At 58.5% G+C, this 26,657-nt stretch carries 25 protein-coding genes; 1 reads left to right on the top strand and 24 read right to left on the bottom strand.

Translation table 11 applies throughout. The features are described 5' to 3' along the window. Position 1 precedes the first annotated feature (1 nt). The 16 genes from tssH to F3I47_RS03165 form a co-directional block, all read right to left on the bottom strand. Positions 2-2,611, bottom strand: coding sequence for a type VI secretion system ATPase TssH (gene tssH / locus F3I47_RS03090; protein ID WP_150029634.1), 2,610 nt, complete (start codon positions 2,609-2,611; stop codon positions 2-4). A 54-nt stretch (positions 2,612-2,665) separates the two neighbouring features. Continuing rightward, a complete protein-coding gene (tssG, locus tag F3I47_RS03095) occupies positions 2,666-3,712 on the bottom strand; it encodes a type VI secretion system baseplate subunit TssG (protein ID WP_150029635.1) in 1,047 nt (348 codons plus the stop codon). Next, positions 3,709-5,580, bottom strand: a complete 1,872-nt coding sequence (gene tssF, locus F3I47_RS03100) for a type VI secretion system baseplate subunit TssF (protein WP_150029636.1) — start codon at positions 5,578-5,580, stop codon at positions 3,709-3,711. Before tssF ends, tssG begins: the two co-directional genes overlap by 4 nt. Before the next feature lie 2 nt (positions 5,581-5,582). Next, complete coding sequence (gene tssE / locus F3I47_RS03105; RefSeq protein ID WP_009090738.1) at positions 5,583-6,158, bottom strand: type VI secretion system baseplate subunit TssE; 576 nt, start codon at positions 6,156-6,158, stop codon at positions 5,583-5,585. After that, entirely contained in the window at positions 6,148-6,975 is an 828-nt protein-coding gene (locus tag F3I47_RS03110; protein ID WP_150029637.1) for a type VI secretion system accessory protein TagJ, read from the bottom strand. The genes tssE and F3I47_RS03110 overlap by 11 nt, the downstream gene beginning before the upstream one ends. Before the next feature lie 16 nt (positions 6,976-6,991). Beyond that, the gene (locus F3I47_RS03115) at positions 6,992-7,972 is read right to left on the bottom strand and encodes a hypothetical protein (RefSeq protein WP_150029638.1); all 981 of its coding nucleotides are present in this window, start codon (positions 7,970-7,972) and stop codon (positions 6,992-6,994) included. A 10-nt stretch (positions 7,973-7,982) separates the two neighbouring features. Next, entirely contained in the window at positions 7,983-8,774 is a 792-nt protein-coding gene (locus F3I47_RS03120) for a PP2C family serine/threonine-protein phosphatase (RefSeq protein WP_009090744.1), read from the bottom strand. Then, positions 8,771-10,642: a type VI secretion system-associated FHA domain protein TagH gene (gene tagH, locus F3I47_RS03125; protein ID WP_150029639.1), complete on the bottom strand. Its 1,872-nt coding sequence runs from the start codon at positions 10,640-10,642 to the stop codon at positions 8,771-8,773. Before tagH ends, F3I47_RS03120 begins: the two co-directional genes overlap by 4 nt. A 166-nt stretch (positions 10,643-10,808) precedes the next feature. Then, a complete protein-coding gene (locus F3I47_RS03130) occupies positions 10,809-11,255 on the bottom strand; it encodes a hypothetical protein (RefSeq protein ID WP_150029640.1) in 447 nt (148 codons plus the stop codon). A 367-nt stretch (positions 11,256-11,622) separates the two neighbouring features. Next, a complete protein-coding gene (locus F3I47_RS03135) occupies positions 11,623-11,997 on the bottom strand; it encodes a hypothetical protein (RefSeq protein ID WP_150029641.1) in 375 nt (124 codons plus the stop codon). A gap of 26 nt (positions 11,998-12,023) precedes the next feature. Further along, positions 12,024-12,398 carry a T6SS amidase immunity protein Tai4 family protein gene (locus F3I47_RS03140; RefSeq protein WP_111208829.1) on the bottom strand — a complete coding sequence of 125 codons (375 nt, stop codon included), beginning with the start codon at positions 12,396-12,398 and terminating at the stop codon, positions 12,024-12,026. Between the two features lie 174 nt (positions 12,399-12,572). Then, positions 12,573-12,992: a hypothetical protein gene (locus F3I47_RS03145; protein ID WP_111208828.1), complete on the bottom strand. Its 420-nt coding sequence runs from the start codon at positions 12,990-12,992 to the stop codon at positions 12,573-12,575. A 14-nt stretch (positions 12,993-13,006) separates the two neighbouring features. Beyond that, positions 13,007-13,402 (bottom strand): lysozyme inhibitor LprI family protein, encoded by a 396-nt coding sequence (locus tag F3I47_RS03150; RefSeq protein ID WP_223813775.1) that lies wholly within the window; start codon positions 13,400-13,402, stop codon positions 13,007-13,009. 16 nt (positions 13,403-13,418) lie between these two features. Then, on the bottom strand, positions 13,419-13,832 hold the full coding sequence (locus tag F3I47_RS03155) for a hypothetical protein (protein ID WP_150029643.1): 414 nt from the start codon (positions 13,830-13,832) through the stop codon (positions 13,419-13,421). Continuing rightward, entirely contained in the window at positions 13,829-14,821 is a 993-nt protein-coding gene (locus tag F3I47_RS03160; protein WP_150029644.1) for a hypothetical protein, read from the bottom strand. Before F3I47_RS03160 ends, F3I47_RS03155 begins: the two co-directional genes overlap by 4 nt. 74 nt (positions 14,822-14,895) lie before the next feature. Next, positions 14,896-15,378, bottom strand: a complete 483-nt coding sequence (locus F3I47_RS03165; RefSeq protein ID WP_009090751.1) for a type VI secretion system tube protein Hcp — start codon at positions 15,376-15,378, stop codon at positions 14,896-14,898. 319 nt (positions 15,379-15,697) lie between these two features. On the opposite strand from F3I47_RS03165, the gene F3I47_RS03170 reads away from it, so the two are divergent. Beyond that, the gene (locus F3I47_RS03170; protein ID WP_150029645.1) at positions 15,698-15,937 is read left to right on the top strand and encodes a hypothetical protein; all 240 of its coding nucleotides are present in this window, start codon (positions 15,698-15,700) and stop codon (positions 15,935-15,937) included. 101 nt (positions 15,938-16,038) lie between these two features. Here F3I47_RS03170 and tssC read toward each other — a convergent pair whose 3' ends face one another. The 8 genes from tssC to tssJ form a co-directional block, all read right to left on the bottom strand. Beyond that, positions 16,039-17,538: a type VI secretion system contractile sheath large subunit gene (gene tssC, locus F3I47_RS03175; protein ID WP_140924263.1), complete on the bottom strand. Its 1,500-nt coding sequence runs from the start codon at positions 17,536-17,538 to the stop codon at positions 16,039-16,041. After that, on the bottom strand, positions 17,535-18,068 hold the full coding sequence (gene tssB, locus F3I47_RS03180) for a type VI secretion system contractile sheath small subunit (RefSeq protein WP_009090754.1): 534 nt from the start codon (positions 18,066-18,068) through the stop codon (positions 17,535-17,537). The genes tssC and tssB overlap by 4 nt, the downstream gene beginning before the upstream one ends. A 79-nt stretch (positions 18,069-18,147) precedes the next feature. Further along, on the bottom strand, positions 18,148-19,170 hold the full coding sequence (gene tssA / locus F3I47_RS03185; RefSeq protein ID WP_150029646.1) for a type VI secretion system protein TssA: 1,023 nt from the start codon (positions 19,168-19,170) through the stop codon (positions 18,148-18,150). A 10-nt stretch (positions 19,171-19,180) separates the two neighbouring features. Then, complete coding sequence (tagF, locus tag F3I47_RS03190) at positions 19,181-19,897, bottom strand: type VI secretion system-associated protein TagF (protein ID WP_009090756.1); 717 nt, start codon at positions 19,895-19,897, stop codon at positions 19,181-19,183. Positions 19,898-19,911: 14 nt separating this feature from the next. Next, positions 19,912-23,541, bottom strand: a complete 3,630-nt coding sequence (gene tssM / locus F3I47_RS03195; protein ID WP_150029647.1) for a type VI secretion system membrane subunit TssM — start codon at positions 23,539-23,541, stop codon at positions 19,912-19,914. 3 nt (positions 23,542-23,544) lie between these two features. Beyond that, on the bottom strand, positions 23,545-24,783 hold the full coding sequence (locus F3I47_RS03200; RefSeq protein WP_046101641.1) for a DotU family type VI secretion system protein: 1,239 nt from the start codon (positions 24,781-24,783) through the stop codon (positions 23,545-23,547). Between the two features lie 17 nt (positions 24,784-24,800). Next, positions 24,801-26,141: a type VI secretion system baseplate subunit TssK gene (gene tssK / locus F3I47_RS03205; RefSeq protein WP_009090759.1), complete on the bottom strand. Its 1,341-nt coding sequence runs from the start codon at positions 26,139-26,141 to the stop codon at positions 24,801-24,803. A gap of 5 nt (positions 26,142-26,146) precedes the next feature. Beyond that, positions 26,147-26,641 (bottom strand): type VI secretion system lipoprotein TssJ, encoded by a 495-nt coding sequence (tssJ, locus tag F3I47_RS03210; protein WP_150029648.1) that lies wholly within the window; start codon positions 26,639-26,641, stop codon positions 26,147-26,149. Positions 26,642-26,657 lie beyond the last annotated feature (16 nt).

Below are 26,657 nucleotides of genomic sequence, written 5' to 3' on the forward strand. Positions count from 1 at the left end.
TTTAAACAGCGAACTGGCAGACAAATTCGCCCTGCTCACAGCGCACGGCAACGCGGCGATAGCGTTCATCGCGGGCGTGGGCGCTGAGCAGTATCTGGCTCATCTGCGGTAACAGCGTGTTGGTGAGGATGGCGTCGACCATGCGTCCGCCCGACTCCACTTCGGTGCAGCGCTGCACGATCTGATTCACCACCGACTCGTCGATCTCCGCCTCAATGCCGTGATTGTCGGCGAGACGACGCACAATGCGCGCCAGCTGCAGTCGCACAATCTCCGCCAGCATGTCATCGCTGAGCGGGTAGTACGGCACCACCAGCAGACGACCCAGCAGCGCAGGCGGGAACACCTCCAGCAGCGGCTTACGCAGGGCAGCGCTGAGGGCGTCGGGATCGGGCATCAGTTCCGGATCGGCACACATCGCGCTGATAAGCTGCGTGCCGACATTCGAGGTCAGAATGATGATGGTGTTGCGGAAGTCGATGTGACGCCCTTCGCCATCCTCCATCCAGCCCTTGTCGAACACCTGGAAGAAGAGCTCATGCACATCGGGATGAGCTTTCTCAATCTCATCCAGCAGCACCACGCTGTAGGGGCGACGGCGCACCGCTTCGGTCAGCACGCCACCTTCGCCGTAACCCACATAGCCCGGCGGGGCCCCTTTCAGCGTTGAAACGGTGTGCGCCTCCTGAAACTCGCTCATATTGATGGTGATGATGTTCTGCTCGCCGCCATACAGCGACTCGGCCAGCGCCAGCGCGGTCTCGGTTTTACCCACGCCCGACGGCCCGCACAGCATAAAGACGCCTGCCGGTTTGTTGGGGTTGTCGAGGCGCGCGCGCGTGGTGCGAACCCGCTTCGCGATCAGCTCCAGACCGTGACGCTGACCGATAACGCGCTGGTTCAGGGTGTCCGCCAGATTGAGTACGGCGTCGATCTCATTCTTCACCATCCGGCCCAGCGGAATGCCGGTCCAGTCAGAGACCACGGCGGCGACCACGCCCGCATCAACGGCGGCGAAGAGCAGCGGCGTGTCACCCTGCAGCGCCGTCAGCTGCTGCTGTGTGGCATCGCGCTGTTCACGCAGCGCCGCATCCTCTTCGGTGGCACAGCGGGCGCGCAGCGCAATCAGCGTCTCGACCAGTTCGCGCTCCTGCAGCCAGCGCTGTTGCAGCGCATCATGTTCCGCTTCCAGCGCCGCACGCTCTCCGGCAATCGCCTGCTGGCGGGTCACATCACCGAGGCCGACACGGATTTCACGTTCCACAATCTCCGCTTCAATCTCCAGCGCGGCCAGACGGTGCAGACAATCCTCCAGTGCCGCGGGCTGCGCGCCCTGACTGACCGCCACGCGGGCACAGGCCGTATCCAGTAGCGCCACGGCTTTATCGGGCAGCTGGCGCGCCGGGATGTAGCGATGCGAGAGTTTCACCGCTGCGCTGACTGCATCATCCAGCAGCAGCACCCGGTGATGCTTCTCCAGTGCGCTGACGGTGCTGCGCAGCATCAGAATCGCTCTGGCCTCATCCGGCTCCTGCACCTGCACGGTCTGGAAGCGTCGGGTCAGCGCCGGATCTTTCTCGATATACTTTTTATATTCCGCCCAGGTGGTCGCGCCGATGGTTCGCAGCTGGCCACGCGCCAGCGCCGGTTTCAGCAGGTTGGCGGCGTCGCCGGTGCCCTGCTGCCCCCCCGCGCCGACCAGGGTGTGGATCTCATCCACAAACAGCACAATCGGCGTCGGGCTGGACTGCACCTCGTTGATCAATGCCTGCAGGCGCGCCTCAAACTCCCCTTTCATCCCGGCACCGGCCTGCAGCAGACCGATATCCAGCAGCCAGAGCTGCACGTCGCGCATCGGCGCAGGCACATCGCCCGCCGCGATACGCAGGGCAAGGCCCTCGACCACCGCCGTTTTGCCGACGCCCGCTTCGCCGGTCAGCAGCGGGTTGTTCTGGCGGCGACGCATCAGGATATCGACCATCTGTCGGATCTCCTCATCACGCCCGGTCACCGGATCGATGCTTCCCGCACGGGCGCGCGCCGTCAGGTCCTGGCCGTACTGCGCCAGCGTGCTGCCGCTGGCGGCTGGCGGTGTGCCTGCGACATCCTGCGGTGCGCTCAGCGCCTGCTGCGCTTCTTTGCTGTTGCCGAGCAGCGTGTCGAACTCCACCAGCAGGGCATCGGCGTTAATCCGGGCAAACTGACCGGAAATGCCTTTCAGCACGCTGGCGAGGTTAAAGGTTTTGAGGATGCCGATGAGCAGATGACCGCCGCGAATGCGGGTTGCGCCATATTTCAGTGAGGCGTAAACCCACGCCCGCTCAACGGCGCTGTCGATATGCTCAGAGAGGTCGGAGACCGCACTGGCGCCGCGCGGCAGGCGATCCAGCGCAGCGACGATGTCCTGAGTCAGGGCCTTTTCATCCAGTGAAAAATGTGTGATGACCTGCTGTAAGTCGCCATCCTGCTGCTGCATCAGCTGATGCAGCCAGTGCACCAGTTCAACATAGGGATTGCCGCGCAGTTTGCAAAAGGCGGTGGCGCTTTCCAGCGAGGTAAATAACAGCGTATCCAGTTTGCCGAACAGGACGGCACGGCTGATTTCTGACATAGGGGACTCTCTTCAATGAAAGACGCAGGCTGTGTAACAGGGAAAGCGGCTGGGCTAGCGCGAGGCAGCCTCAACCTCAAATATAAAATCTTCGCGATCCTGCGGCTGCGGCATCTGCCCCAGCCAGCTGGTATAACCAAGCCGGGCACCGCCACCCAGTGCCACGCCCCCGACCTCATCTGCAGCGAGGATCAGACTGAGATCCCACTGCATTTCGATGCCGAGGTAGTGACGTACCCAGTCGCGCACTTCGCGCGCGCCGGGGGCATCGGGCAGGAAATGGGCATACTGCGCGGCGCTGAGCGGCCCCAGATGGAGGCGGAAACGGTGCTGCACGTCGCGTACCGCCACGCCGAGAAAAGCGGAGGCACCCAGCCGGGGCATATGGCGTCCCGCACCCAACCGGGCCTGATCGCGGCTGTCCAGCGTAAGCCAGTGCGGCAGGTTCTGCGTCAGCCTGACCGGCACGCCGAAATAGTGCTGCAGAATGCGCACCAGCCCCTCGGCGTCGTGACCGTGACGGCTGAGATGACCCACCAGCATCAGCCGCGCATGCAGGCTGAGTGAGCTGGCCTGCTGCTGGGCCGGTAACCCGATGCCAGCGAGGCAGGCAAGATAGTTCAGAAAGCGACTGTCGTCGGGGCGATCCAGTGAGACCGTCGGCTGCGCATCCGCCCAGGCGCGATAGAACAGCAGCGTGGCGCGATGATGAAACAGGTCAGCAAATGCCGACAGGCTGTGATCCTGATGATGCACAATCCGTTCGTGCACATATTCGGTCAGATGGGTTGGCAGCGGACCATTGGGGCCAAACAGACCAAAGCTGTAAATCGCGAGATCGTGGCGTCCCGTCTCCTCCCGCGGCGCGGCGCTGGCGACGGTAGAGGGAGCAAACGCCAGTGACGGCGTCTGCCCGATGCGCACCGCTTCAAACTTCGGCAGCGGCGCACGGCCCAGCGGATAACGCTGTCCGCCCTGCGCATCCAGCCGCCGCAGCAGCTGGAACAGATCGTAGCGCCACGGCGCGGCCATCACCTTCTGCCAGAAATCGTCCGGCAGGCGGGTCAGTCTTGGCAGCGTAATGACTTTTTCGCCACTCATATCAGCGCCTTCCGGCCCATGCGCGGCGGCCAGTAGCCGACTTCGCCGCGCTGCTGGCTGTTGAGGGTGAACTCGGTGAAGCTGTTCAGCGCCACAAGGCGGCTGCAGACCCGCTCCAGTACGCTGCCGAGCAGCCACGGGCTGGCACCCGAAAACGCCTGCTCATCCACCTCCAGCGTGATACTGACACCGCGCGCAAACACCACCGGGCCTGGCTCCGGCACGCGGCGGTTAACGGCGCTGAGCGTGCAGTGGCGGATGCCGTCAATCTGGCGGGCAACCGGTGCTTCCGCCAGGTTGGCGTAGAGACTTAATAGCTGACGCAGCGCCGCCGCGCCCTCTCCGTCGCTGCTGTCCATCAGACTGAGGTAGTTCATCTGCAGATGGCTGATCAGCCGCCATGCAGAAAGCCCCTCGGCCAGGGCCGGGCGCGGCGGCGTCGGGCCTTTGCACAGTTTCAGCTCCGCCACCGGAATGGAGTCCGGCATGACGAAGTTGCCCTGATCCTGCTGCAGCATCAGCGGCAGATCGCGGCTGGTACACATCACTTCGGCGGAGAGATAGCGCATCTCATCGCGCCACGGCGCGTGATGCTCATCCACCAGCGAGAGAAAGAGTTCAGAACCGATGTAGCCGGTGCGGGTGCCATAGCGCTGCGCCTGTTCAGACAGGGTGCGCTGCTCGCGACGCAGCGAGAAGTAGGCGCCATAGTCGCCCTGATCGCCACTGAAGGTGCTCCAGAAGGGGCGGAAAACCTGCTCTTCACGCTTACCCTCAATAGTGGCGAACAGGCGCTGCACCGAATGTACTTCATAATCCAGCGGCCGGATGTTATCCACCACCAGGTGATATTCGTGCTGACTGTCGCTGACCTTCAGGCGCTCTGCCGTTTTCGGGAACAGGTTGATGACCGGGGTGCAGTGCAGCGCCAGGTGGCTGTGATCGACCACGCTCTCCAGCGCGCTATCCGCCTTGTCGAGCAGAATGATGATGTCGAAGGCCTGGGCGCTGTCGCAGCGGCGCAGAAACGGCGCGAGCTGGTTCAGGCTGATAAACTGGAAGCGCGCCGGGAACGCGAAATATTCCTGCAACAGACGATAGCCGTCGAAGTTGCGCAGATCGTCCGGCAGCAGCGCCTGCTCCGGCGCGAACCCTTCCTGCTGCAGGGCATCATCTGAAAGCACCTGACGCTGAGGGTGTTTTTCAACGGACTGCAGCACGATGCCCACCCGGTGCGCCATCAGCAGCTCAAGCAGTTTCAGGGCCTGAATATCCGGGCCGCTGAGAAACAGCATCAGGTCATCCACGTTCAGCTGACTCAGCGAGGAGATCCCCTCACAGCTGATGCGGATGCGCAGTGCACTGGCTGCCCCCAGGCCGCTGAGTTTCAGCTCCCCCGTGGGCAGATCGCCGGGCACCCCGCCAAGCGTGACTTCGCTGATGCGCAGCGGATGCAGCATCACATCCTGGGCGGTGCTATAGCTGCAGGTGACGCCGGTTTTTTTCAGGTTCTGGCTTTCCATCATGGTGCCACGCGGCACATGGAATCCCTGCGTGATGTCCCCTTTCCGGCTGTCCGGGGTCAGCTGGGCGATCGCCATCGACGGCGTCGGCGACAGATAGGAAGGCGCAATCATCTCCAGCAGACGCTGCGAGAAGCGCGGAAACTCCGCATCCATCTTCAGCTGCACGCGGGAGGTCAGAAAGGCGAATCCCTCCATCAGCCGTTCAACGTAGGGGTCCGCCACATCGATGCCGCGCATGCCCAGACGTCCCGCCACTTTGGGATAGCGCGCCGCAAACTCCGCCCCCATCTCACGCAGATAGGCCAGTTCGCGGTTGTAGTAGTCGAGCAGATTGCTGTCCATGATTACCCTGCATCCTGAAGTTCGAAATGGCCGCTCTCCAGATCAACCTGGGTGCGGAACAGAAACGCCAGCGGATAAGGCACACACCAGAGCCGCCCTTTGATTTCAATCGACAGCACGTTGTGCAGGCTGAGCGAACTGAGATCGCTCACGCAGCGCACCTGCAGGCCCTGCGGCAGAATGCGCGGTTCGAAGTGGAGAATGGCGTTGGTCATTTTGCGCTGGATATCCTGCCACTCGATATCGGAGACATTCTGTCCGGCCAGGGGTGCCACGCCGAAATTCCAGACCGAGCGCTGCACCTGATCAAAGCCGCTGAGATCCTGCTGCGCTTCGTTATTGATGGTATTAAACAGCCACTGCAGATCGCGCAGAACGTGGCGGCGCAGCGTGCTGTGCGTAATCAGCATGCTGTTCTCCGCCTCCTGCTGCTTCTCCGGCGCGTTGTCCGTGAGACGATCCAGCAGCGAGGATTGCAGTTTGTCGCGGGACGTTAACGCATCGCGCTTTTTGCGCGCACGAAAGCCGCCATGCAGCTGGGCATAGCCGTCATTCTGCCCGCCTGAATCATGACTCATCAGCACTCTCAACGTTATCAAACAGGACCTGCTGCAGACTCAGCAGCGAAAACTCTGCGCTGTCGGTGAGCCACATTTTCTGCCCCTGACCGATGAACTGATCCGGATCGTCACCCAGCGGCTGCCATTCGGTGGCACCGGCACGCAGAAAACGTTCTTCCGCCCCCGCCAGCAGCGGATAGCGCGCCAGGATCTGGCACACCTGCTCACTGCCATCAATCAGCTGCACCCGCGTATGACGCCACACCAGATCGGTGACGCTGGCGGGCGCCTGAAACTGCATTTCACGGATCGCTGCGAACGGGATCCAGTAGTAACGGCCCTGATTGATGACTTCACACACCGGCCCGAAGCGGCTGTCGCCATCCATCAGCCAGCTGAAGGCCGAAGGCTGATCCTGCTGAGTGGCGCTGCCGGGATTCGCGGCAGCGAGTTCGAGTGCTTCGGCACGCAGTGCAGAGCCGCGTGCGGCATCGCCCTCTGCCTCCGCCTGCAGGGCGGCCAGCAGCGTGTCGCACCAGTGCCAGGCACTGCCGGGCAACACCGGCTGCGCCTCGCCACGCAGTACGGCGTCGCGCTGCAGCTCACCGGCAATCGCCTGCTGCAAAAGATTCACCGTCGGCTGCGCCTGCGGGCTTAACGCCAGCCAGGATTGCAGCTGGGTCTGCGCCCGCGACCAGTTGCCTGCCAGGCAGAGCAGCTGCACAAACGCGGCCCGCAGGTCAGCGCTGGCCGGAGAGGCCTGGATCTGGCGGGTAACATCAGCCAGCGCTTCGCTCAGCGAGGCATTGGCCAGACGATGCTGTAAGGTTTCCATGCAAACTCCTTTTGCGTCAGTTGAGGGTGCGATAGGCCGCAGCGGCCGGATCTTTCAGTTCAGGATGCAGCTTTTCCACCAGCTTCACGCTCAGCGCCGCATTGCCGCTGATCCACGGCGACCAGACTTTGCGCACCTCCTGCAGACGTGCCGCGACCGCGCTCTCATCCGCAGCTTCGCTGACCGGCATCTGTACGACGACCTGCGGGCTGGCCTGCCAGCCGTTAAACCGGTTGCTGAACGGCAGTATCAGCCAGCTGTCCGGTGATTTTTCGTTGCTCAGCACCATGCGCTCGCTGTTAACCGTGGTGATGTGCAGTTCGGTGGTCGCCGACTGATTGCTCAGGCCCATGACCGGGAAGCCCTGCAGGAAGGTCACACCCACCTGCGCCGTCGCGCCGTTACCCTGCTGCGTCAGGCTGCTGTGTCCGCTGAGCCAGCCATCCGACCCGCAGACCAGTCCCTGCTTTGCCGGAACAAACAGCGCGCTACCCTGAGCCGGGTGCTGCCACCAGGTACGGAAATGGCAGCCATCGAGCAGACTGAACTGCAGCCACGGTGAGGTGTCGGCCTGCGCGGCGTTGACCAGCGGATCGGCAGGCACGGCGGCGGCCGTGGCAGACGGTGTCGCAGGCGGTGTCGCAGGCGGCGTAACCACGGTTTTCCACTGCTGCGCTCTGGCGGCGCTGCCGGTCGCGATTTCACTGCCCTGCGCGTCGGTGAGCTGCCAGTGCAGCTGTTGCAGCGGTTTACACTGGGACGCCATCAATCCGGCAACGCGCGGCAGGAAGGTTTTCAGCACCGCCGGGTCTTTTTCACCCAGCGTGACGATCCGCAGAGAGATTGTGCTGTTACACCAGCTCGACAGCTGATTGTTTTTTACGTTATCGATCCAGACATCCAGTTTCTGTGCCGGGGACTGGACGATGCGATAGTTTTCAGCATAAGCGTGCGTGCTGAGCAGCAGCGCTGCCAGACCCAGTAATCCATATTTCATGTTGGCGTTCTCAATCTCGCAGAGGGAAGAACTGCGCCGCTTCAGAGAGCGAGTGCAGCAAAGTGGTGTCCTGAGGTGACCCAATCCAGACGGCCAGCGCACTGAAGTTATCCTGCTGTCCGGCATCCGGCTGGTCGTTTTTAATGATCTGCTGCATCAGCGTCAGCCACTCTTCCGGCGTATTCACCATGTGCAGCGACTGCTGCATCTGCTCCAGCGACACGCCGTGCCAGAAACCGTCGGTGCAGAGCAGAAAGGCATCGCCATCTTCAATCTCCACCACGTCGCTGTAGCTGGCGTCGCGCTGCTCATCACCCATCCCCAGCGCAAAATAGAGCAGATTGCTGTTGATCCCTTCGGTACGGTGTCCGGCATCCTTCATCTGCTGCACCAGACTGTGATCGGTGGTGACCAGATAGAGATAACCGCGCCGGAACAGATAGAGGCGGCTGTCCCCGGCGTGGGCCCAGCAGGCCAGATGGTAGTCCCGGTCGATAAACAGGCTGACCATCGTGGTACCCATCCGGCTGTGTTCACTGCTGACTTTCTGCTGCTGACGAATGGCGTGGTTGGCGTGATTGACATAGCGGCGAATCGACTGCGCATCAAGATGTGCATTGCCATCAAAGGCCTCCAGCAGGCTGCTGCGGGCGATCGACGCGGCAATCTCGCCGCCGGGAAATCCCGCCACGCCATCACACACGACAAAGCAGGCGGAGCGCCTGCCGATCACATCACCGATCTGGTCCTGGTTACTGGCGCGATCGCCCTGATTCGACGTCGAGGCAATAGTGATATTCATGCGTCATCCGTGTGGGTTTGTGAGTCTTTGTACTGATTGACTTCCAGGTCATAGGCGTGCAGGAACGCTTCGCCAAACAGGGTGTGAAAATCGTCCTCGATTTCGCCCGCCGTCTCGCCGTAACGCTCAACAAAATGTTCCCACAGGGCGGCTTTGCGGCTGCCCGGCAGACCGATACGTGACACCGATCCCGCCTGACGCGCCTCCTCCTCCAGCTGTTCCGGATTAAAGGATTGCAGCATGGAGGCGATGATGGCGCGGATCCCGGCGATCATCCCCAGCTGGTGGGCCTGCAGGTCGATCAGCGCGTCGCGCACGGCCTGACGCGGTGGCATAAAGCCCGGCATCCGGCTGCCGAACATCTGCATCAGGACGGTCTTGCCTGACGGCAGCAGCTTGAACGGGTTATTGGCGTCGTCGAGGATCACCGTCATGTCAGCTTTGACGCCGCGCTTGAGGATCGAACGCGATGAGAGCAGCGCGACCGTCCCCTGCGAGAACATGCTGAGCATCTGACCAAACTGCAGCATCTGTTCCCGGTCAAACTGGGGCGTCGGCTGCAGGTCACGCAGACCCATCCCTTCCAGCAGCGCATCCAGCAGTTCCCCCTTCAGGGCGTCGCCGCTGTTCTGGCCGGCGGTCGACGGCTGTTCCGTGGCGGCAGGCTGATATCCCGAGGCGACCGGATCGATACGCAGCCGCCCTTTTGGCGTCGGTGAAGGAGCGCGCTGTACGGCCTGCGGCGTGGGCAGCGTAATCCCGCCATACTCATTTTGCGGCGTGACCGCGTCGGGCTGAGCGGCGTCTTCATCTTCGATCAGGGGCGTCTGCCCCGGCGCTTCAGGGTGAGGCTGGCTATCTGCTGCCTGCTGAGGTGGTGGTGCGTCACTGAACAGCATCGAAAAATCCTGCGCCTCCGGCGTGGCAGGCACCGCTTCCGGCGGACGTCCGGTCGCCGGTTTCACGCTGGCCGGGGCTTCCGGGGGCACATGCAGGGTGGCCGGTTTCGCGGTCTGCGACTCCGGCTGTGCCAGCGGCACCGCGTTGCCCATCATCAGTCCCAGCGGATCGTCATGGTTGCGCGCATCTGTGCTGCTTTCACCCTCAAACAGGCTCAGCGGGTCCAGTTCAGCGGCGGGCTTTTCAGCCTGAGGTGCCGCCGTCTTCGGCTGAGCAGAGAGCGTGCTTGGCGTTCTGTCGTCAAAAATGCTTTCCCGGGCGAACAGCGCATCGCCTTCATCAAACAGGCTGCTGTTTTTAGGCTGCTGACCAAAATCGAGCGGCGCGTCATTAGCCAGCTGGGAAAGCGGATCTTCCGGGTTACGTTCCGGCGCGGCAGGCGCGGTCAGCGGATGTGCCTCCGGCAGTTCCGGCGCGGCTTTGCGCTTAGAAAGATCGTCCGAGATGGAAAACTCTTTCGCCAGGCTGTCCCAGATTTCGCTGGGAATGGCCGCCGTCGCGGTTTTTTCCACCGGCGGCTCAGGCACTACCGACGCAGGGCGCACCGGCTCAGGGCGCGGAGCCGTCCTCTCCGTCTGCGGCGGCTGCGCACTGTTGAGGTCACTGACCCGCAGCTGATAATCATCAATACCCAGAATGTCCCCATCCTGCAGCTCGACCTGACGGCCACGCTCAAGCGGAATATCGTTGAGCAGCACCCGCGTCACATTGCCACGGTTGGTCAGGCGGCATTCACCGCTGGCGGTGATATGCACAATCGCCTGCAGTCGGGAGAGTGTTCGGTCGTCATCTGGCAGGACCAGATTGTTGTCCACGCCGCGACCAATGGTGCCGCCGGGCGGAAAGAAGTCACAATGGGTCTGCGGCGGCTGTTGGCCCGGTTTAGTCGTTATTATCGTAAAGCGCATAACGGATTCCTGCGGTTAGCGGTTCGGCATCTATAGTGCGCACCTCTCAGGGAAAGGTGCGGGGTATAGGGAGCAATGAGTTGTTACGGGCGATGGGCGAGTATCAATGTAACGCCTTATGGTGCGAAGCCGGTTCAGAGTGATCAAAAGAGAACGTTGCAGGGTGTCAGTTAACCGGTTCAAGACGATTCGCGGGAATATAGCCTGATAACGGCCCCGTCAGACCTGGCTGACTTTCGTCATATGTCGCCACATAAAACCACGCCTGGTTGATACTCTTAATTTTAATTAAAGATGTTTGTGAAGAGACCTTAGCGACAGACTGACTCCCCTGTTCCGGCCGACTCAGGAGTTCACTTTCCTGAATCCCCTGTTTTAACCTCAGGGTTATTAACCAGGGATAACTATCACAGCCCTGCTCAGCCCAGGCTTTTTTTATCGGCTGTGCTGTAAAAGAAACCAGATCAGCCTGATATACGTGATCATCACACTCGGTAGTAACCGTGAGGTTATTAATCTTCACCATGCCATATTGTTCAGCATGCCCTTCTTTATATTTAAAGAAGCCATCGGGGATCTGAGTGAAATGCCTGGCAATAAATTCACGCGACACATCAGACCTATTGATGTTAATAATTTTATGCGCGCTGCTTTTATCATCTGCAACAAAGCGTAGTTGAAGCGATGGAAGATTAATATTTCCATGCTATTCCGGTAACCAGTAAGCCTGTAACGTACCGGACTTAACATTATCGTTTGCCATGACACTCTGGCTTAGCGATAAGCACAACAGTAAAAACTTTAAGACGCCTTTCATTTCCGTCACCACTATGTCAGATAATAACAGGTCAGGCTCAGGACCGTTTTCAGCGAAAGCGAACCCGACTAGTGTAATAAGTAACGCTGAACATCAGATGGAAGAGATAACTCTGCTACGAAAATCCCGGTCAGAATTACGTTTAAACCTTCTTTTCCCGACGTTATTTCATGGTCCCAACGTCGTGAGCGATAACCTTATCCCTCTTCGTCACTATGTAGTCCCAGAGGTCCTCACCTTTGGTGCTGGGGTAGAATGCGTAGTTAAACGCTCTGTTGCTGAACTCATAGCCCTTAAAGTCGCAAACGTCAGGACAGTGCGTGTTAATCGTTTTCCCCTTAAGCATGATAAAGGAGCCATCTTTAAGGCTTACCGATTTGAGCAAGACCTTATCGCAGGTCAGATTTCCTTCTTCACAACCGTACGTTATCTGCGCGTTGAAATGCTTACCTTCAAAACTGAACGTTGTCTTAGCAAACGCCATAAGAGGCAGAGAGATCAGAACAAAAAACCCCAGAAACACTTTCTTAATCTTCATGTTATTCAGCTCCTCATCATTCTCTTTTAGTCTGGCTCATGTGAAGCTGAGTACTTTCTGTAAACCGTTTTTGCGTCCTGACTTTGCGAGAGCAGTGTGCATTTCAACATTCTGAAGTTTCCAGCGATCGAACCGGTCAGGTCCATCTTCAGATAATCATCAATTAATCTGTCGCCTTCACTAAAGGCGTCAACAGGGAGATGGCTTGCTTCCAGCCAGACTGAGGCACTTTTAAAGGCATCATCAGTAAACGCCTTATCAGAAGAAACTTTCCCTGCACATCGATTCAACAGCCAGTTGCTGAAAATCTGCGGTTGCGTATAGGCGTCTGTTGCAGGTGGCGATATCGCCAGGGCGGCATGCGATATGCCCAGAGCAAATAACAGGAACGGTTTTTTCATTTCAGCACCCAGGGGGAAGCGTCACAGGAAATAACTTTCAATCTCAGCGCCACTTCAGAATAAGAGGCACAAAAAAATGCGCTCCACCCTAATATCCTTTCACGGGCATCGTTTCAGCCATTCTTAGCACAACGAATTTCGACTCAAATTCTGCAGGCAACTAAGCACAGATGATTAAAAGAAATGGCGCCAGATAACAAAACCCATCCCACCGCCCATCATTAAGACACCCGTCAGCATATTTAAATGATGAAGGCGGACCAGCCAGCCAATTTCATCTTCAGGCAGCGACTGAATGAACCTGTATGTTTCACGGCTTACCGGCTGATGCCTGCTGCTATTCATCCGCACGCCTTTATAGAGGCGAGCAAACCAGGAAATCTTCAAAGGGTGAAAAGATGAACCTAAAAAGGAGCTGGTCTGAGTGAGTATATCCAGTTGCAGATTCCGCTTACGAAACTCACTTATCAATGCATCATAGTCTCTGGCATGACGCCTGAAGATGATATAACCGACAAGCTGTAACGGGATTGAGATTAAGAATGCACCCACTGATAAAAAAATAAGCACATCAGAAAAAGGTATCGTGTTCATTTTCTGGGACCCATTCAGTAAGGCAGTTTCCTGAGAAGGTCAGTACGCCCTTTGTCAATACGGATAACACAGAGGTTGGTTGCCACCGCATTGGCATTACTATTCTCTTCAGCGGCAAAGGCTTCAAGTCTACATTGACCATCACGATATTTAAGCCAGTTACGCTGTGTATCGACCATAACAGCGACATACTCATCCGCCACTTTTTTCTGCGCGCCATACAGCTGAAAAATGCGTTTTTTTGCCGTCTGGTACTCCCTGTTCAGCTCCTCTTCTGCCAGCTTTTTCTGCTGAACAGTACACTGATACAACGCACCGTCTGAAGGCTGTTTTACACAGATATCATCCGCAAGTGCTGAAGCACTAATAAAAAGAGAGGCTGCGGCAAAAACGCACTTAAAGAGCTTCACAGGTATCCTGCAACATCTAGTTGAGCACATAAATAAATATGGACATAAAGAAAACCCAGGCAAAAGTCATGCAGAACGTAAACTGATAAAGATGAAGCGTCTTCTCCATCCACGCCACATTTTCCTGAGGTTGTTGCTGGACGAAGTCATAGGCTCTGATGCTAACCTTTTCCGTTTGAGAAAAGCGCATCTTACGCCCTTTTCTGAGATTCATGAAAAAAGCGATTTTCTGATAGTTAGCATAAAAACCCAGGTTATTTGCAAATTTCGTTGTCAGATCTAACTGCAAGCCAGCCTTCTGATAGCGATCAATAAAATCCTGATAAGCCCCCTGATGAGCTTTAAAATACCAGGCAGCATAAATATGCATAGCAATCACTAACGCAGATAAAAACAAACAGCCATACATGAAAAAATCATACAAACTCATAAAATCTTATCCATAAATATACCTGCGCCTTTTTCACCTAATTTAGCTGTTCCATAACCCCCTACTGCGGAGCCGACTATTCCACAAGCTAACGCACCCACGCCTCCGGTGGCAACACCTAATGCTACGCAAACTGAAGTTGCAAGAGTTGCTGACGCTGCACCACCCAGAATGCCTGCTGTCGTGCTCGCTGCAAACTTAGAGTATTCCTTAACCGCCACTTTGGAACATTCACTCTCACGCTCTGAAGTACAACTATGGTAAACCTCATTAGTAGTATTGATAGCGCTAAATCCTATCGAAACCCATCCGCCCATTTTCATAAATTTTGCGGCTTTAGCTGCACCATCAACATAAGTCGAATAACCTCTTATTGCTGTTGCTCCGGCAGTTTGCCAGTCATGGACTATCGAAGAACTGGATAGGTTTAAGGCATGTTTGATCTTGTCATAAGGCCGCATATTTAGCATTAATCGCGATAAACGATTCAACAGCAGATCAAGTTCGCCAAACAACTTTCGGCGCTCGATAAAAAACTGCTGTCCGAACAGAGTTCCTGAAGTCAGATATTGGTTGCGGTAGGCATTTTCAATCGCGACAAGTTTCTTACCGATTTCATCGAAATATTTTTCACCTGCATCTCCAACAATCCCTGAAGCTTTGTCCATGTAATTAGTGATTGCAGCAATTGAAGCATAATGACGATTGAAAAAATCCGCCTCATCCACTGTCAGATGAGTGATACTATCATTAGTTCTTTTTTTAGCCTCATCCAGAGTACGCATTGCTGCGGGATGATTGTTTCCATTGGGATCGGCAACAATTAGTATCTGGCCGGGTTTAGCCCAGGCAACATCAGCATTCAATTGCAAAAAGAAGTTCGCAGCAGCCATATTTCGAGTGCCATAGATCCACATTGCCTGCTCGGTTAGCCTTCCCGGACGCTGGACAACACAAAATCCCGGTTCAATTGAATTTTTTTCAGCCATCACAATCTCCTTTTGCTATTAAACGCATGTCAGTTCCTGCTTTTAAAATACGCCCCTGACAGGGGCGTACCTGATTACGCTTCTTTGTTGCCTTTGATGTCCCAGCCTGCGCTGCTCTCTGCGCCTTTGCCGCCGGAAGCACTCTGTTCCCAGTATTGCTGCTTCACTTTAGAAGCCTGGAAGGAGTAGGTCATGCCCAGCGTATCGCCATTGTCAGAACCGTTGTAATTAACGGTGGTCACCAGCACATCTTCCAGAGTAATGCGTGCATACTCAACCTGAGTCCCACCCGCTTTACAGATAGAGAGTTCAACTTTAGCGAGATGCTTACCGCTGGCACAGTTCTTCAGCAGTGCCGTGGTCGATTTGTCGATCAGGGCGTTAACGTGCAGGTCGTTAAAGTTAACTTTACCGGCACCGCCGCCGCCGCCAACAGACATGTTGCCTGGCTGAGAGGCACCCCATGAGAAAGAGGTAATATCGGTCCAGCCAGTGTGGTTAGAGTCTTTAGACTCGCCGGTGACACCGTCAACCTTCATAAACATATCAATAGCCATTATCTTTCACTCTTTATTGGTTGAGATTATTGCTTTAAAAAAGCAAGGATATGGCAAAAAGAAAAGCATGGGGCTGAATAAAACAGTCCATATTTTACCTTTGCCTTGCTTCTGAAATAGCGTCATTAACGCTATTTCAGACTTCTTGCTGCCCGTTTTTTAAATCGGACAAATACTTTAATTTCTCGCTTATTCATAGCGAAACCTGACATGCGAATTAATCTTCTTCCATTCGCCTGAGATTGCAGCCGACCATTCTGTAGACAGTAATATCATGCAAAGTTTATAGTAGCGTGCCTGTCAATTGCTCAAAAAAGGAATGAGCGTGAAGAAAATCATCTTCTTTTTCCTGGCCATATTAATGTCACTACTTTCACTTTATTCGATCACTAATCTTGTCGGGTCGATATATCTCATTTCTCGCTATGAGCATTTCAACGCCTGTTCACTCGGATTGATTGCCGGTAAAGCCGTTTTCATCGCAGTTTGTGTCGCGGTGACTTTTATACTGGTGAAAATCGTACGCAGACGCACTCACTCTGAAAAAGACCGGGCATAACATTGCCCATCAGGCTCAGGCAAACATCCGGTTAATAGTCTCATCAGCAGGGAAGCGCGCGATGCAGATTCAGACTCCAGCATCGCGCCCCTTCTCAACCTTTAGGCGTTGTCATTTTTCAGTGACGGCAGCTTAGAAACCAGACGCAGTGACACCGTCAGTCCTTCCAGCTGGTAGTGCGGACGCAGGAAGAACTTCGCAGCGTAGTAGCCTGGATTATCCTCCTGCTCTTCCACATTGACCTCAGCCGCCGCCAGCGGCTTACGTGATTTGGTCTCCTGGGAAGAGTTAGCCGGATCGCCATCGACATAGTTCATCACCCAGTCGTTCAGCCAGCGCTCCATCTCATCGCGCTCGCGGAAGGAGCCGATCTTGTCACGCACGATGCACTTCAGGTAGTGCGCGAAGCGGCAGCAGGCAAACAGGTAAGGCAGGCGCGCCGCCAGACGGGCATTGGCCGTGGCATCCGCATCGTGATACTCCGTCGGCTTCTGCAGTGACTGCGCACCGATAAAGGCGGCGAAGTCAGAGTTTTTGCGATGCACCAGCGGCATAAAGCCGTTTTTCGCCAGCTCCGCTTCGCGGCGATCGCTGATGGCGATTTCGGTCGGACACTTCATGTCCACGCCGCCGTCGTCGCTTGGGAAGGTGTGGCACGGCAGGTTTTCAACCGCCCCGCCTGACTCCACGCCGCGAATCGCGGTGCACCAGCCATACTCTTTGAACGAACGGTTGATGTTGGCTGCCATCGCGTAGGCGGCATTGCTCCACGCGTAGTTGCTGTGATCGGAACCGTCGGTCTGCTCTTCAAAATCGAAGCTGTCGACCGGATTGGTGCGGATGCCATAGGGCAGACGCGACAGGAAGCGCGGCATCACCAGCCCCAGATAACGGGCATCTTCCGATTCACGCAGACTGCGCCAGGCGGCATATTCGGTGTTCTGGAAGATCTTAGAGAGGTCACGCGGATTCGCCAGCTCCTGCCAGGACTCCATCTGCATCACTTCCGGTGCGGTACCGGTAATAAACGGACAGTGCGCTGCCGCCCCGATACGAGCCATCTCACCCAGCAGCTCAACATCCTGCGGACTGTGATCGAAATAGTAGTCACCTACCAGACAGCCAAACGGCTCGCCGCCGAACTGACCATACTCCTGCTCATAAATCTTCTTGAACAGCGGGCTCTGGTCCCAGCCAGCGCCTTTGTAGCGCTTCAGGGAGCGGCCCAGCTCCTGTTTGGAGATGCTCATGAAGCGGATTTTCAGCATCTCGTCGGTTTCGGTGTTGTTCACCAGGTAGCTCAGGCCACGCCAGGCACTCTCCAGCGACTGAAATTCCGGATGGTGAATAATCTGGTTCACCTGCTGCGACAGCTTTTCATCAATCTCCGCGATCAGTGCCTGAATGGTGCGATAGGCATCGCTGGAGACGGTCACGGTATTTTCCAGCGCCTGCTGCGCCAGGGTTTTTACCGCGCTTTCCACGGCAGCGCGCGCCTGATCGCTTTTTGGCCGGAACTCTTTGTTCAGCAGCGCGCTGAACTCGTCCTGACTGAAGCTGGCCGCGCCCTGTGATTGCGGCTGTTGTGAAGTCTGGGTCATGCTTTAGGCTCCTCTGCGTCAGTGGTGTCACCCTGCTTTGGCAGATGGGTCAGGGCCTGTAACAGCGTCGGGTCCTGCAGCACTTTACCAATCAGCTCTTCCGCGCCGTTTTTGCCATCCATGTAGGTCAGCAGGTTGGCCAGCTGGGTACGCGCTTCCAGCAATTTGCTCAGCGGCTCGACGTTGCGGGCCACGGCATCCGGCGAGAAGTCATCCATGCTGTCAAAGGTCAGATCAATATTCAGTTTGCCTTCGCCGTTCAGGGTGTTGTCCACCTGGAAAGCGGCGCGCGGCTTCAGGGCTTTCATGCGCTCATCGAAGTTATCGATGTCGATCTCAAGGAATTTACGCTCGTCGATGCCCGGTTGCGGCTCCAGCGGTTTACCGACCAGATCCGCCAGCACGCCCATCACAAACGGCAGCTGAATTTTGCGTTCCGCGCCATAAATTTCCACGTCATATTCAATCTGAACGCGAGGCGCGCGATTGCGGGCAATGAACTTCTGCCCACTGGATTTGCTTGTTGCCATGGTTTTCTCCATTAATGATGCGCGGATAAAGTGTCACAGCAGGCGCGCAGGTCCCGCTGTGTGAGTGCGTTATGTCTGCTTAATCGCGACGGCCGAAAATGGTTTCCAGCTGATGCACCCCATCAGGGGCCAGTTCACGGATGATCTCCAGAAAGTCGCGTTCGATTAAACGCTGAACCCGGTCGATCATCAGCGGTGCCGGATGGCTCGGCTCGTGCTGGGTAAAATAGAGCTTTACCTTTTCCAGCATCAGCTGAGCGTCGGCGCGGGAGCCAATCTGCACACTGCGCCAGTCAGTCGCCGCACGGGGTGCCGCCGGTGCAGGCGCTGCTGCGGTTTCAGCCGGCTGTTCCGTCGCCGCTGCCGTGGGGACCAGGGCGCTGAGGTCGGTGGCCGCGCCGCGCTCGGCGATCAGTGCAATCTGCCTGCGCAGCTGCGTCAGTTCCGGCACGGCGGCGTCGCCCAGCCGTTCGGCCACGGTTTCGCAGATGGTCTGCAGCCGCTCATGAATCTGCAGCACCGCCTCAATGCCGGGCTGATCGCCCCGCGCCAGTTCGTCGATCAGACGCGGCAGGCCACCCGGATAATCAGCCACCTCTGTCTTGCTGCCGTCGCACAGCGCAGCGGCATCACGCAGCGTGATCCCATCGGAGGGGTAGCGCAGCAGCCAGCTCTGGCGCACCGCGCTGCTCAGGGGCGACTTGTCACCCAGTAGCGCCAGCGCGTTGATGCGATAGAAAGGATCCTGTTCGCCATACTCTTCCAGCCGCGGCCACAGCGGCTCCCAGTAAAGCAGTAAGGCCTGCTCAATCAGTTTCAGGCCCTGTGCGTAGCCCGGCAGCCCTTTCAGCTCGGTCCAGGCGTGAGTCAGTGCCAGCATCACCCGCAGATCTTTGCTGCGTTCCAGCAGCGCGATCGCCAGTTTCTCCACTTTGTTCCAGTCCGCCGGTTCCGCCGGAATGATCGTGCTGCCGAACTGCTGCTCCGCTTTACCGGCGCTGGCCTGCTCCATCGCCTGAAAATCGGCGTGATACTCCAGGTTATCCCCACCGGGATTGTCGTCGCTGACCGGTGCCAGCAAAGCCTCAATATTGGTCGTCATGCGTATCGCCTCAGGATTCAAACATCGGGGGATAAAGTCCGTTTCGTCCCGGCTTTGCCCCACCGGCCGGATCAAACAGCAGGGAAAAAAGCTGGGCGGTGAAGTTACCGCTGTGAACCTGGGTATAAAGCGGAAACCCGTCGCTCTGGTTCGTCCACCAGAAGCTGGTGTAGAACTGCGGGTCAAAGTTCTCACCCGGCAGCGTCCAGTTCAGCGTCGAAGGGGTATCGCCATGCCCGATCACGTTGAGAATGTCTGACGATTCGTCTGACGCCTGAGGAGGCTGCGGCTGCGGGATACTGAGCAGCGCCTGATCCAGCTGTTCCGGTGAGCCGCCGCCCTGCACCACCCGCAGCAGTGTATTGCCCACCTGCTGATACCACTCACCGGAACGCGCCAGCAGCGCGGGTGACCACTCGGCCGGAGTGAAATGACGCAGCGCACAGAGCGGGTAGTTACGCCCCACGCTGTCACGCGCGGCAATCAGGCAGCCCATCTGGATGAGCTGGCTGCCGAGCATCGGGGGAACCACAAAGTTCCATACCGGCGCATTGAGAAACGGCCGTGAAGGCGCGTTATCGCCTTCCTGATTGCTCTGCCAGTGGTGCAGCCCCACCTGAAACCAGCTGGACCACTGGCGATAGAGCACGTCCGGAAAGCGGCGCTTTACAAAGTCACCCGCGCTGGGCAGTTTGCCGTACCAGCAGGGTGCAGCGTATTGAGTCATTGTCGGATCCTGTTTCAGGGGCAGCTAAAGCCGGGAAGCTGGAACGGGTTACGAATGCTGCCAGGGGTAAACGACAGCGTCACCTGATGGCCTTCCACGCTGAACGTTGCTTCGCGGGTCAGTCCGCCAGCCGCGGTCACCCGGGCACGGTCGAAGAAGCGATTGAGCGCCCACGGGCCGCTGGTAACCAGGGTGGACGTGGTGCCGTTGGTCAGACCGAGCTGCATCCGCACCTGGCTGGTGCCGCCGGGACCGGGCCAGCTGACCAGCTGAACCGCCTGCGGGCCGTGGCTGTAACGCAGAATCTGTCCATCCACATCCAGCGTCAGGTTAAGAATATCGTTGTCCATCCTGACGGTGCGCAGCGTCACGCGGAAGCCTGGGGTGGTTGCGCCGTTGGCAAAGAAGGCATCGCGAATCGACTGCGCCTGCTGGAAGGGACGCAGCAGGGCTTCGCCGCCTGGCAGGGTTTTACCGTCAATGCCCGGCGTAAAGCGCCACGCCGCGCGGGTGGTATCCACCTTGCTCGCCAGGTTGTCACGGAAGAAGCTGTCCATCATGCCGCTGCCTGGCGCAAACATGCGGGCCAGGTCGTCGGGCGTTACCTCGCTGCGCGCAGAGCGCACCAGCGGATAACGACCGGCAATCGCCTGACGGCAGAAGCTGCCGACCTCCATGGTGATGCGTTTGCGGACGTTATCCATGTCGCGACGCTGAGCATCGCTGCTGGCCCCCACGGCCATGCTGGAAACCATGTTCTGCAGCGACCCCGGCAGGCGACCGGCGCTGGCCTGCAGACGGCTGATGGCATCGCTGGCCGGTGGTGGCATCCCGCTGTTGGCGGCATCCTGCACCGCCGTGAGGTAACGATAAAGGTCGTCAATCTGGTGCAGGAAATCATCGACTGCCAGCACCTTGCTGCCCTGCTGTAACGGCTGCGCCAGCTCAAGAATCGGCGCAAAGTGCAGCGCCACAGCCTGCTCCGGTGCGGCCTGCGCGGCAGCCTGGCCCCGTGCGGCGCTGGCGTCGGGCGAGGTAAACAGCGCTTCCAGCGTGCGGGTGGCGCTGTTATCTGACGGCTGCTGTGGCTGCGCGGTTTTCTCATCAGGCTGTGCCCGGTTCAGCGTCAGCAGTTTACTGAGGTTGATGACCATCTGGCGCAGCGGTGAGTGATTGCCAGAGAGCAGGCGCGCCGTGTTGATACGCTGTGAAAGATCGGCGCTGCTGTTGAGCTGGATATCGCTGAGGAACTGCTCCCACTGGCGGATATAGTCCTGCACATAGAGCTGGCGCACCGCGAGGTCGATCTCCTCGCTTTTCTGCTGCGGCGCGGCCCCATCCAGCACCCAGAGATCGTCCTTATAGAGCGCCTGCGTGACCGGCGCGATCTGCTTATCTACCTGCTGCCAGTAGCCGTCCGGCGTGTAGAGCCCCTCTACCCCGTCGTTGACCGACTTGACGCTTTTGCGTGAAAACACCAGCTCGCTCTGCGGCCCACCCAGCGCCGACAGCGTGACCGGCTGTAACGTGCCGTTGCGCTGCAGCAGCCGCTTCAGTCGGCCATAGACCCGCTGTGAGAGCGGCATCTGGTTAATCAGCGTCTGTTCGCGCCTGACCAGCGCCTCATCCTTCGCGTAAGGCGACGACTGGATCTGCGTCTCCAGCAGCTGTTGCAGATGCCACGCCAGCTGTTTGACCTGCTGCTGGGTGACGTTCTGCGGCAGTTCGCGGGAGAGGTTAAGCATCAGCCACGCCTGCAGGAACTTGCCATCGTAATGCTTTGGCTGGTAGAGCATCTGATACGCCTTCAGCGCCTCATAGCTGTAGTCAGCGTCGCTGCCATTGTCATTGCGCAGCCAGCGGGTGATGTTCTGTGCCACCTGCGGCAACAGCAGCTGCTTCAGCGCTTTGTCATAGAGCGCCCGGGTTGCATCGCTGACCTCGGTGCCGCGATAGAGCCCCATCCGGCGCGTCAGCGGTGGCGAGTCGAGCGAGAAGTCGGCGCTCTCCGGCAGGTGCAACAGGGTGTTGAGATAGGGCACCAGCGCAAACAGATCGCCATTGACCTGCTGCTGTAACCGATCGCCCAGCTGCTCCACCTGCGGCGTTTTGGCAGCCATCTCCTGCAGATAGGCTTTGTTTTTGCTGTAGCTGGTGAGCCACAGCGCGCCAGCCACCAGTAACAGCACCAGCAGGGCCAGATAGCCCGACCACAGACCGGCGCGGTTGCGCAGCTCCCACCAGCGGTTGCTGCCCGCCAGGCCAGACTCCTGGAAAATCACATTTTCCAGCACCCCTTTCAGGAAGAAGCTCTGCCCTTTGTTCTGCGGGATCGGCGCCTCTTTATCGACATGGTCCCAGCTTCCCGACTCACCCGCCTGCTGGTTCGGCAGATTGAGTGCGCGGTTCAGCTCCCCCATCACCCGGTCAAACGGCAGACCTTCCTGGGTGCCGCTGGCAAAATAGATGCCGCGCGGGGCGAACTGGGTTTCAAAATCAGAGCGGGCAAACAGCGTGTCGAGCGCCTCTGCCAGCACCGGACGCAGTGCCGCAAACTCCTGCGGGAACAGATAGCTCTCGGCCCGCGCCTGCGCGTCGCTCTCCGTCAGCAGCCGATCCGCCAGCCCCGCTTCCAGCCGCTGCTGCAGCAGGGAGTACTCCTGCTGAAACTGGTTATTCAGCTCAAAATCGGCGGCGGAGGCCTGCGCCCACGGGAAGGTGAACCCCCACACCTGTTCACGCTGCGCTTTATCCAGCGCGGCAAAGTAGCTGCGGAACCCTTTGAGCAGGTCCGCCTTGGTCACCAGCACATAGACCGGGAAGCGGATGCCGAGACGGTCATGCAGCTCCATCAGGCGCTGACGCAAAGCGAGCGCCTGGTTGCGCAGCGCTTCAGGCGACTGGGTCAGCAGATCGGAGACGCTGAGGGTGACGACCACGCCGTTGATCGGCTGACGTCCGCGATATTTGCGCAGGAGTCCGAGAAAGTGGTGCCATTCGCTGGCGTCGCGCTCCTGCTGACTCTCCTGGGTGCTGTAACGCCCGGCCGTGTCGAGCAGAACAGCTTCATTGGTAAACCACCAGTCGCAGTTGCGTGTGCCGCCAATTCCGCGCAGCGCTGACTTCCCGAACTTATCCGCCAGCGGAAACTGCAGGCCGGAGTTGACCAGCGCGGTGGTTTTACCGGCACCGGGTGCGCCGATAATCATGTACCACGGCAGCTGGTAGAGATACTGGCGGCCAAAGCGCTGCGCCCAGAACGGTGTCCCTTTGCTGCTGTGACGCTGGAAGTGCGCCTTTTTCAGCATCTCTGTGGCTTCTGAGAAGCGCCCTGCCAGCACCTGCTCTTCGCTGGTCAGCCGCTGCCGGTCCGCTTCCGGGGCGTCACTCTTGCCGGTTTCCAGGCTCGACATCAGCTTGCGGTTAAGCCAGAAGTTATAGAACCGCGGGATCGCCTGCCCCAGGCCCCACACCAGATAGAGCAGCGCAATACTGATGATGCGATTCTGCTCCGGCTCAAGCGGACGCGAATCCACGATAGAGAAGACCGGGCCGATGACCCAGATGATAAAAGAGAGCGCGGTGATGCCGACAAAGCCCCACGCCAGGCGGCTGGTCAGTACCGCAAACAGGATATTCAGCATGGATCAGTTCCCTCTCGCCAGGCCGTTAAGTTCGGCATGGGTCGCATCCGGTGCTACCAGCAGCGTGATTTCAACCCGACGGTTACGTGCACGATTTTCTGCGCTGGTGTTTGGCACCAGCGGATTGCTTTCACCGCGCCCTTCCGCTTTCACCCGTGAGGGCTGCGCCAGCTGCTGTTGCAGCAGGCTCTGCACCGACTCGGCACGCGCCAGAGAGAGTTCAAAGTTGGAAGCGAAGCGCGCACTGCGAATCGGCACGTTGTCGCTGTAGCCAATCACCTGAATCTGACCGCTGACGTTATTCATGGCGGCGGCGATACGCCGGATGACGTCGGTATAACGTCCGCGCACCTCGGTGGCCGCCGATGCAAACAGCCCGTCCCCTTTCAGCGTCACGACGCTGCGGTCCGCTTCGTCGCGCACCGCCACCAGCCCGGCATCAATTTCCGGTTTCAGGAAGGCGCGCAGGTTCAGCGTGGCAGGCGGAGGCGGCGCCGGATTACCGATCTTCACTTCCGGCAGGGCCGTCTGGTAGATACGCGCCAGCACCGGCGAGGTGTAATCGCCCAGACGCCAGTTGAGCACGATATAAAACAGGCAGGCAGCCAGCCCCGCCACGGCCGCGCAGGCCCACAGCGGAATCATCGGCCGCCAGAGTTTGCGCAGTACCGGCTGATCGGTCGGGTGCGGTGACAGCGCCGCCGCGTAACTGCCGCGCACGCTTTTAATCATCTGCAACAGCCGCTGTTTGATGGTCTCCAGCTGCGAGCGCCCGTTGTCCAGCACCCGATAGCGCCCTTCGAATCCCAGCACCAGACAGAAGTAGATCAGTTCCAGCATCAGAATGTGACGACGCGGGTTCTGTGACAGCTTCGCCAGCAGCTGGAAAAACTTTTCGCCGCCCCAGGTTTCGTTGTGAAAGGTGACCAGCAGACCGTTGCTGGTCCAGACGCCGCGACTGCCCCAGGGGGTCAGCGCCGCCGCCTCATCCAGCGCCGTGCAGAGGCAGTAACGCGCGCCGATAATCACTTCATAGCCGAGCCCCGACTGCTGGCAGCTCAGTTCAAAGCGCCGGATCTGGTCGATCAGCTGCTGGCGCAGTTGGGCCGGATCGTCATGGGTGACGGAATGTCGGATCTGGGGAATGGCATTAATCAGGGGATTCGCCGCCGCGACCAGCACATTCTGATGGCTGGCATCCGGCGCAATGTCGCTGTGTGATTTTTCGTGTTCCTGCATCATGCTGCGTGCTCAGTTTATTATTCTGACTGACTGCGGATGGCCCAGAACTCCATGTTCAGGCCCGGAAACTCACCGGCAAGGTGCAGCGCAAAAGCGCCTGAGCGCTCCATCTCTTTCCATAGCTCGCTGTTCTTATCCAGTTCGAAATAGTTGTAACCGGCATGCCACGGGATCTGCGGCGGCGCGCCGGGCATTGCCCTCAGGGCCAGCCCCGGCAGTTGCAGCTGCACCAGATCGCGGATTTTGCTGACCGGCGCGACTTTCATCTGCGCCGGGAAGTGAGTCTGCAGGGTGTCGGCGGGGACGCTGGCTTTAACCGCCAGCACAAAGCCAAACTCATGCACCATGCTGCTTTCCGGCACGGTCGCGACATTGAGGCCGTGTGAGCGCTGGATCAGCGGCAGCTGAATGGCGCTCTCCTCCATCACCTGTGACAGCCCCTGACGCAGCAGCAGTGACAGGCGGCTGAAGCAGCCCTGCAGATCGTCATGATCGTAAAGCGGCAGCCCGTCCGGGGCGCGGGCGGGCGTCCAGGTGCTGAGTTCTGCCGCCAGTTGCACCCAGTGGCTGTAAAGCGTCTCCGGATGAAGCAGCGGCAGATGCTGCAGATGGCTGTGCAGGCCAAGCTGACGATTGAGCAGCGCCAGCAGCATAAAATCGACCATATCGGCGCTGTTGAAGCGGCCTGTGCCGGGCGCCCGCTGGCTCAGCTGCTGGCTGCGTTGCTGGATCAGCCCGTGCAGATCGTTGAACATGTTCTGCAGCGGACGGCTGCTGTTGAGGGTCAGCATCGGTGGAATGTAGTCGCTGTCGAGCCGGATATGGTTGTCGCTGCGTTTTTCAATCACCTGCGCTACGCCCATTGCGGTCCACTCAGCGGTCAGGTCCTGCTCCAGCATCAGACGCAGGCGCAGTTTGCCAAACTGCACGGTCGCGCTGCCCACCGCCTGAGCGTTGTCATCTTCCACTTCCGCTTCCCAGGCCAGATAGCGCGCCAGAGAATCCTGAGACTCCTGGAAGGCAACCGCCTCACGTCCGTTGCGGCGGGCCGGTATCGCCAGCACGACCTTGCTGCGGTCAATTGTGGCAGGCAGATCGAGCGGTGCCGGGCCATGCCTGGGCTGACTGAACGCAAAGAAAGTGCCGTCCGGCAGGCAGCCGCTGGCGGCACTCAGAGCCAGTTTGCCCTGACGCATCAGCGCCTCATCAAACTCCAGATCGTAAAAACCCCAGGTGAAGGGGCGCTGGGACTGACCCCATTCACGCAGGGTACTGAGAAGATAATTTTCTGACTGCTGGAAATGGTGAGGACGCAGAAACATCCCCTCGGTCCAGACCACCTTTTCGGCTCTGTTCATAGGCATCACTGTTTTTCCACTCGTAGGCCGTTAACGCCCGCGACGATGCGGGCATTCAGCTCGCCATCGTTACGTTTCCAGAACGCCCAGAATGCGGGGGCATCGCCTTCCGGGACCGGCAGCGACAGCCGCCAGACTTTGCCATCCAGCGCCTGGTATTCCGCCATGATGCCGATGAAGCGCGCCTCGGGCAGACTCCGGATGCGCAGCGTTTTGCTGCGCTGGTCCGGCGTCAGGAAGAACTGTTGCGTATTCAGTTGCGCACTACCCAGCGCGGTCGCCGGCTGGTTTTGCAGGGAGTAGAAATCGGCCGACATGAAATCCGCGTCGGAGGTCAGTAACATGACCCGCACTTTCAGCGGCGCACCGCCGTTAACCTGGTTCTGCGCCTGCACATCCAGGTTGTAGTAGGCCACCGGCGGCGTACTGCTGCTGCAGCCTGCCAGCAGCCAGGCCATCACGCCAATCAGCGCCGCGCACAGTTGTCGTGTCATCATCATCCTGCCCTCCCTGCTC

This window comes from Pantoea sp. M_10 (assembly GCF_008631515.1).
In the GTDB taxonomy this organism is placed as follows: Bacteria; Pseudomonadota; Gammaproteobacteria; order Enterobacterales; family Enterobacteriaceae; genus Pantoea; species Pantoea anthophila.

Bases quoted from the DNA above. Each gene is read 5' to 3' on its own strand.
- tagH (WP_150029639.1), bottom strand. From the start codon at position 10,642: ATGCGCTTTACGATAATAACGACTAAACCGGGCCAACAGCCGCCGCAG.
- F3I47_RS03170 (WP_150029645.1), top strand. From the start codon at position 15,698: ATGAGCGTGAAGAAAATCATCTTCTTTTTCCTGGCCATATTAATGTCA.
- tssA (WP_150029646.1), bottom strand. From the start codon at position 19,170: ATGACGACCAATATTGAGGCTTTGCTGGCACCGGTCAGCGACGACAAT.
- F3I47_RS03140 (WP_111208829.1), bottom strand. From the start codon at position 12,398: ATGAAAAAACCGTTCCTGTTATTTGCTCTGGGCATATCGCATGCCGCC.
- F3I47_RS03200 (WP_046101641.1), bottom strand. From the start codon at position 24,783: ATGATGCAGGAACACGAAAAATCACACAGCGACATTGCGCCGGATGCC.
- tssH (WP_150029634.1), bottom strand. From the start codon at position 2,611: ATGTCAGAAATCAGCCGTGCCGTCCTGTTCGGCAAACTGGATACGCTG.
- tssC (WP_140924263.1), bottom strand. From the start codon at position 17,538: ATGACCCAGACTTCACAACAGCCGCAATCACAGGGCGCGGCCAGCTTC.
- tssJ (WP_150029648.1), bottom strand. From the start codon at position 26,641: ATGATGATGACACGACAACTGTGCGCGGCGCTGATTGGCGTGATGGCC.
- tssB (WP_009090754.1), bottom strand. From the start codon at position 18,068: ATGGCAACAAGCAAATCCAGTGGGCAGAAGTTCATTGCCCGCAATCGC.
- tssG (WP_150029635.1), bottom strand. From the start codon at position 3,712: ATGAGTGGCGAAAAAGTCATTACGCTGCCAAGACTGACCCGCCTGCCG.
- F3I47_RS03110 (WP_150029637.1), bottom strand. From the start codon at position 6,975: ATGGAAACCTTACAGCATCGTCTGGCCAATGCCTCGCTGAGCGAAGCG.
- tssF (WP_150029636.1), bottom strand. From the start codon at position 5,580: ATGGACAGCAATCTGCTCGACTACTACAACCGCGAACTGGCCTATCTG.
- F3I47_RS03160 (WP_150029644.1), bottom strand. From the start codon at position 14,821: ATGGCTGAAAAAAATTCAATTGAACCGGGATTTTGTGTTGTCCAGCGT.
- tssE (WP_009090738.1), bottom strand. From the start codon at position 6,158: ATGAGTCATGATTCAGGCGGGCAGAATGACGGCTATGCCCAGCTGCAT.
- tssK (WP_009090759.1), bottom strand. From the start codon at position 26,141: ATGAACAGAGCCGAAAAGGTGGTCTGGACCGAGGGGATGTTTCTGCGT.
- F3I47_RS03120 (WP_009090744.1), bottom strand. From the start codon at position 8,774: ATGAATATCACTATTGCCTCGACGTCGAATCAGGGCGATCGCGCCAGT.
- tagF (WP_009090756.1), bottom strand. From the start codon at position 19,897: ATGACTCAATACGCTGCACCCTGCTGGTACGGCAAACTGCCCAGCGCG.
- F3I47_RS03115 (WP_150029638.1), bottom strand. From the start codon at position 7,972: ATGAAATATGGATTACTGGGTCTGGCAGCGCTGCTGCTCAGCACGCAC.
- tssM (WP_150029647.1), bottom strand. From the start codon at position 23,541: ATGCTGAATATCCTGTTTGCGGTACTGACCAGCCGCCTGGCGTGGGGC.
- F3I47_RS03145 (WP_111208828.1), bottom strand. From the start codon at position 12,992: ATGAACACGATACCTTTTTCTGATGTGCTTATTTTTTTATCAGTGGGT.
- F3I47_RS03165 (WP_009090751.1), bottom strand. From the start codon at position 15,378: ATGGCTATTGATATGTTTATGAAGGTTGACGGTGTCACCGGCGAGTCT.
- F3I47_RS03135 (WP_150029641.1), bottom strand. From the start codon at position 11,997: ATGAAGATTAAGAAAGTGTTTCTGGGGTTTTTTGTTCTGATCTCTCTG.
- F3I47_RS03155 (WP_150029643.1), bottom strand. From the start codon at position 13,832: ATGAGTTTGTATGATTTTTTCATGTATGGCTGTTTGTTTTTATCTGCG.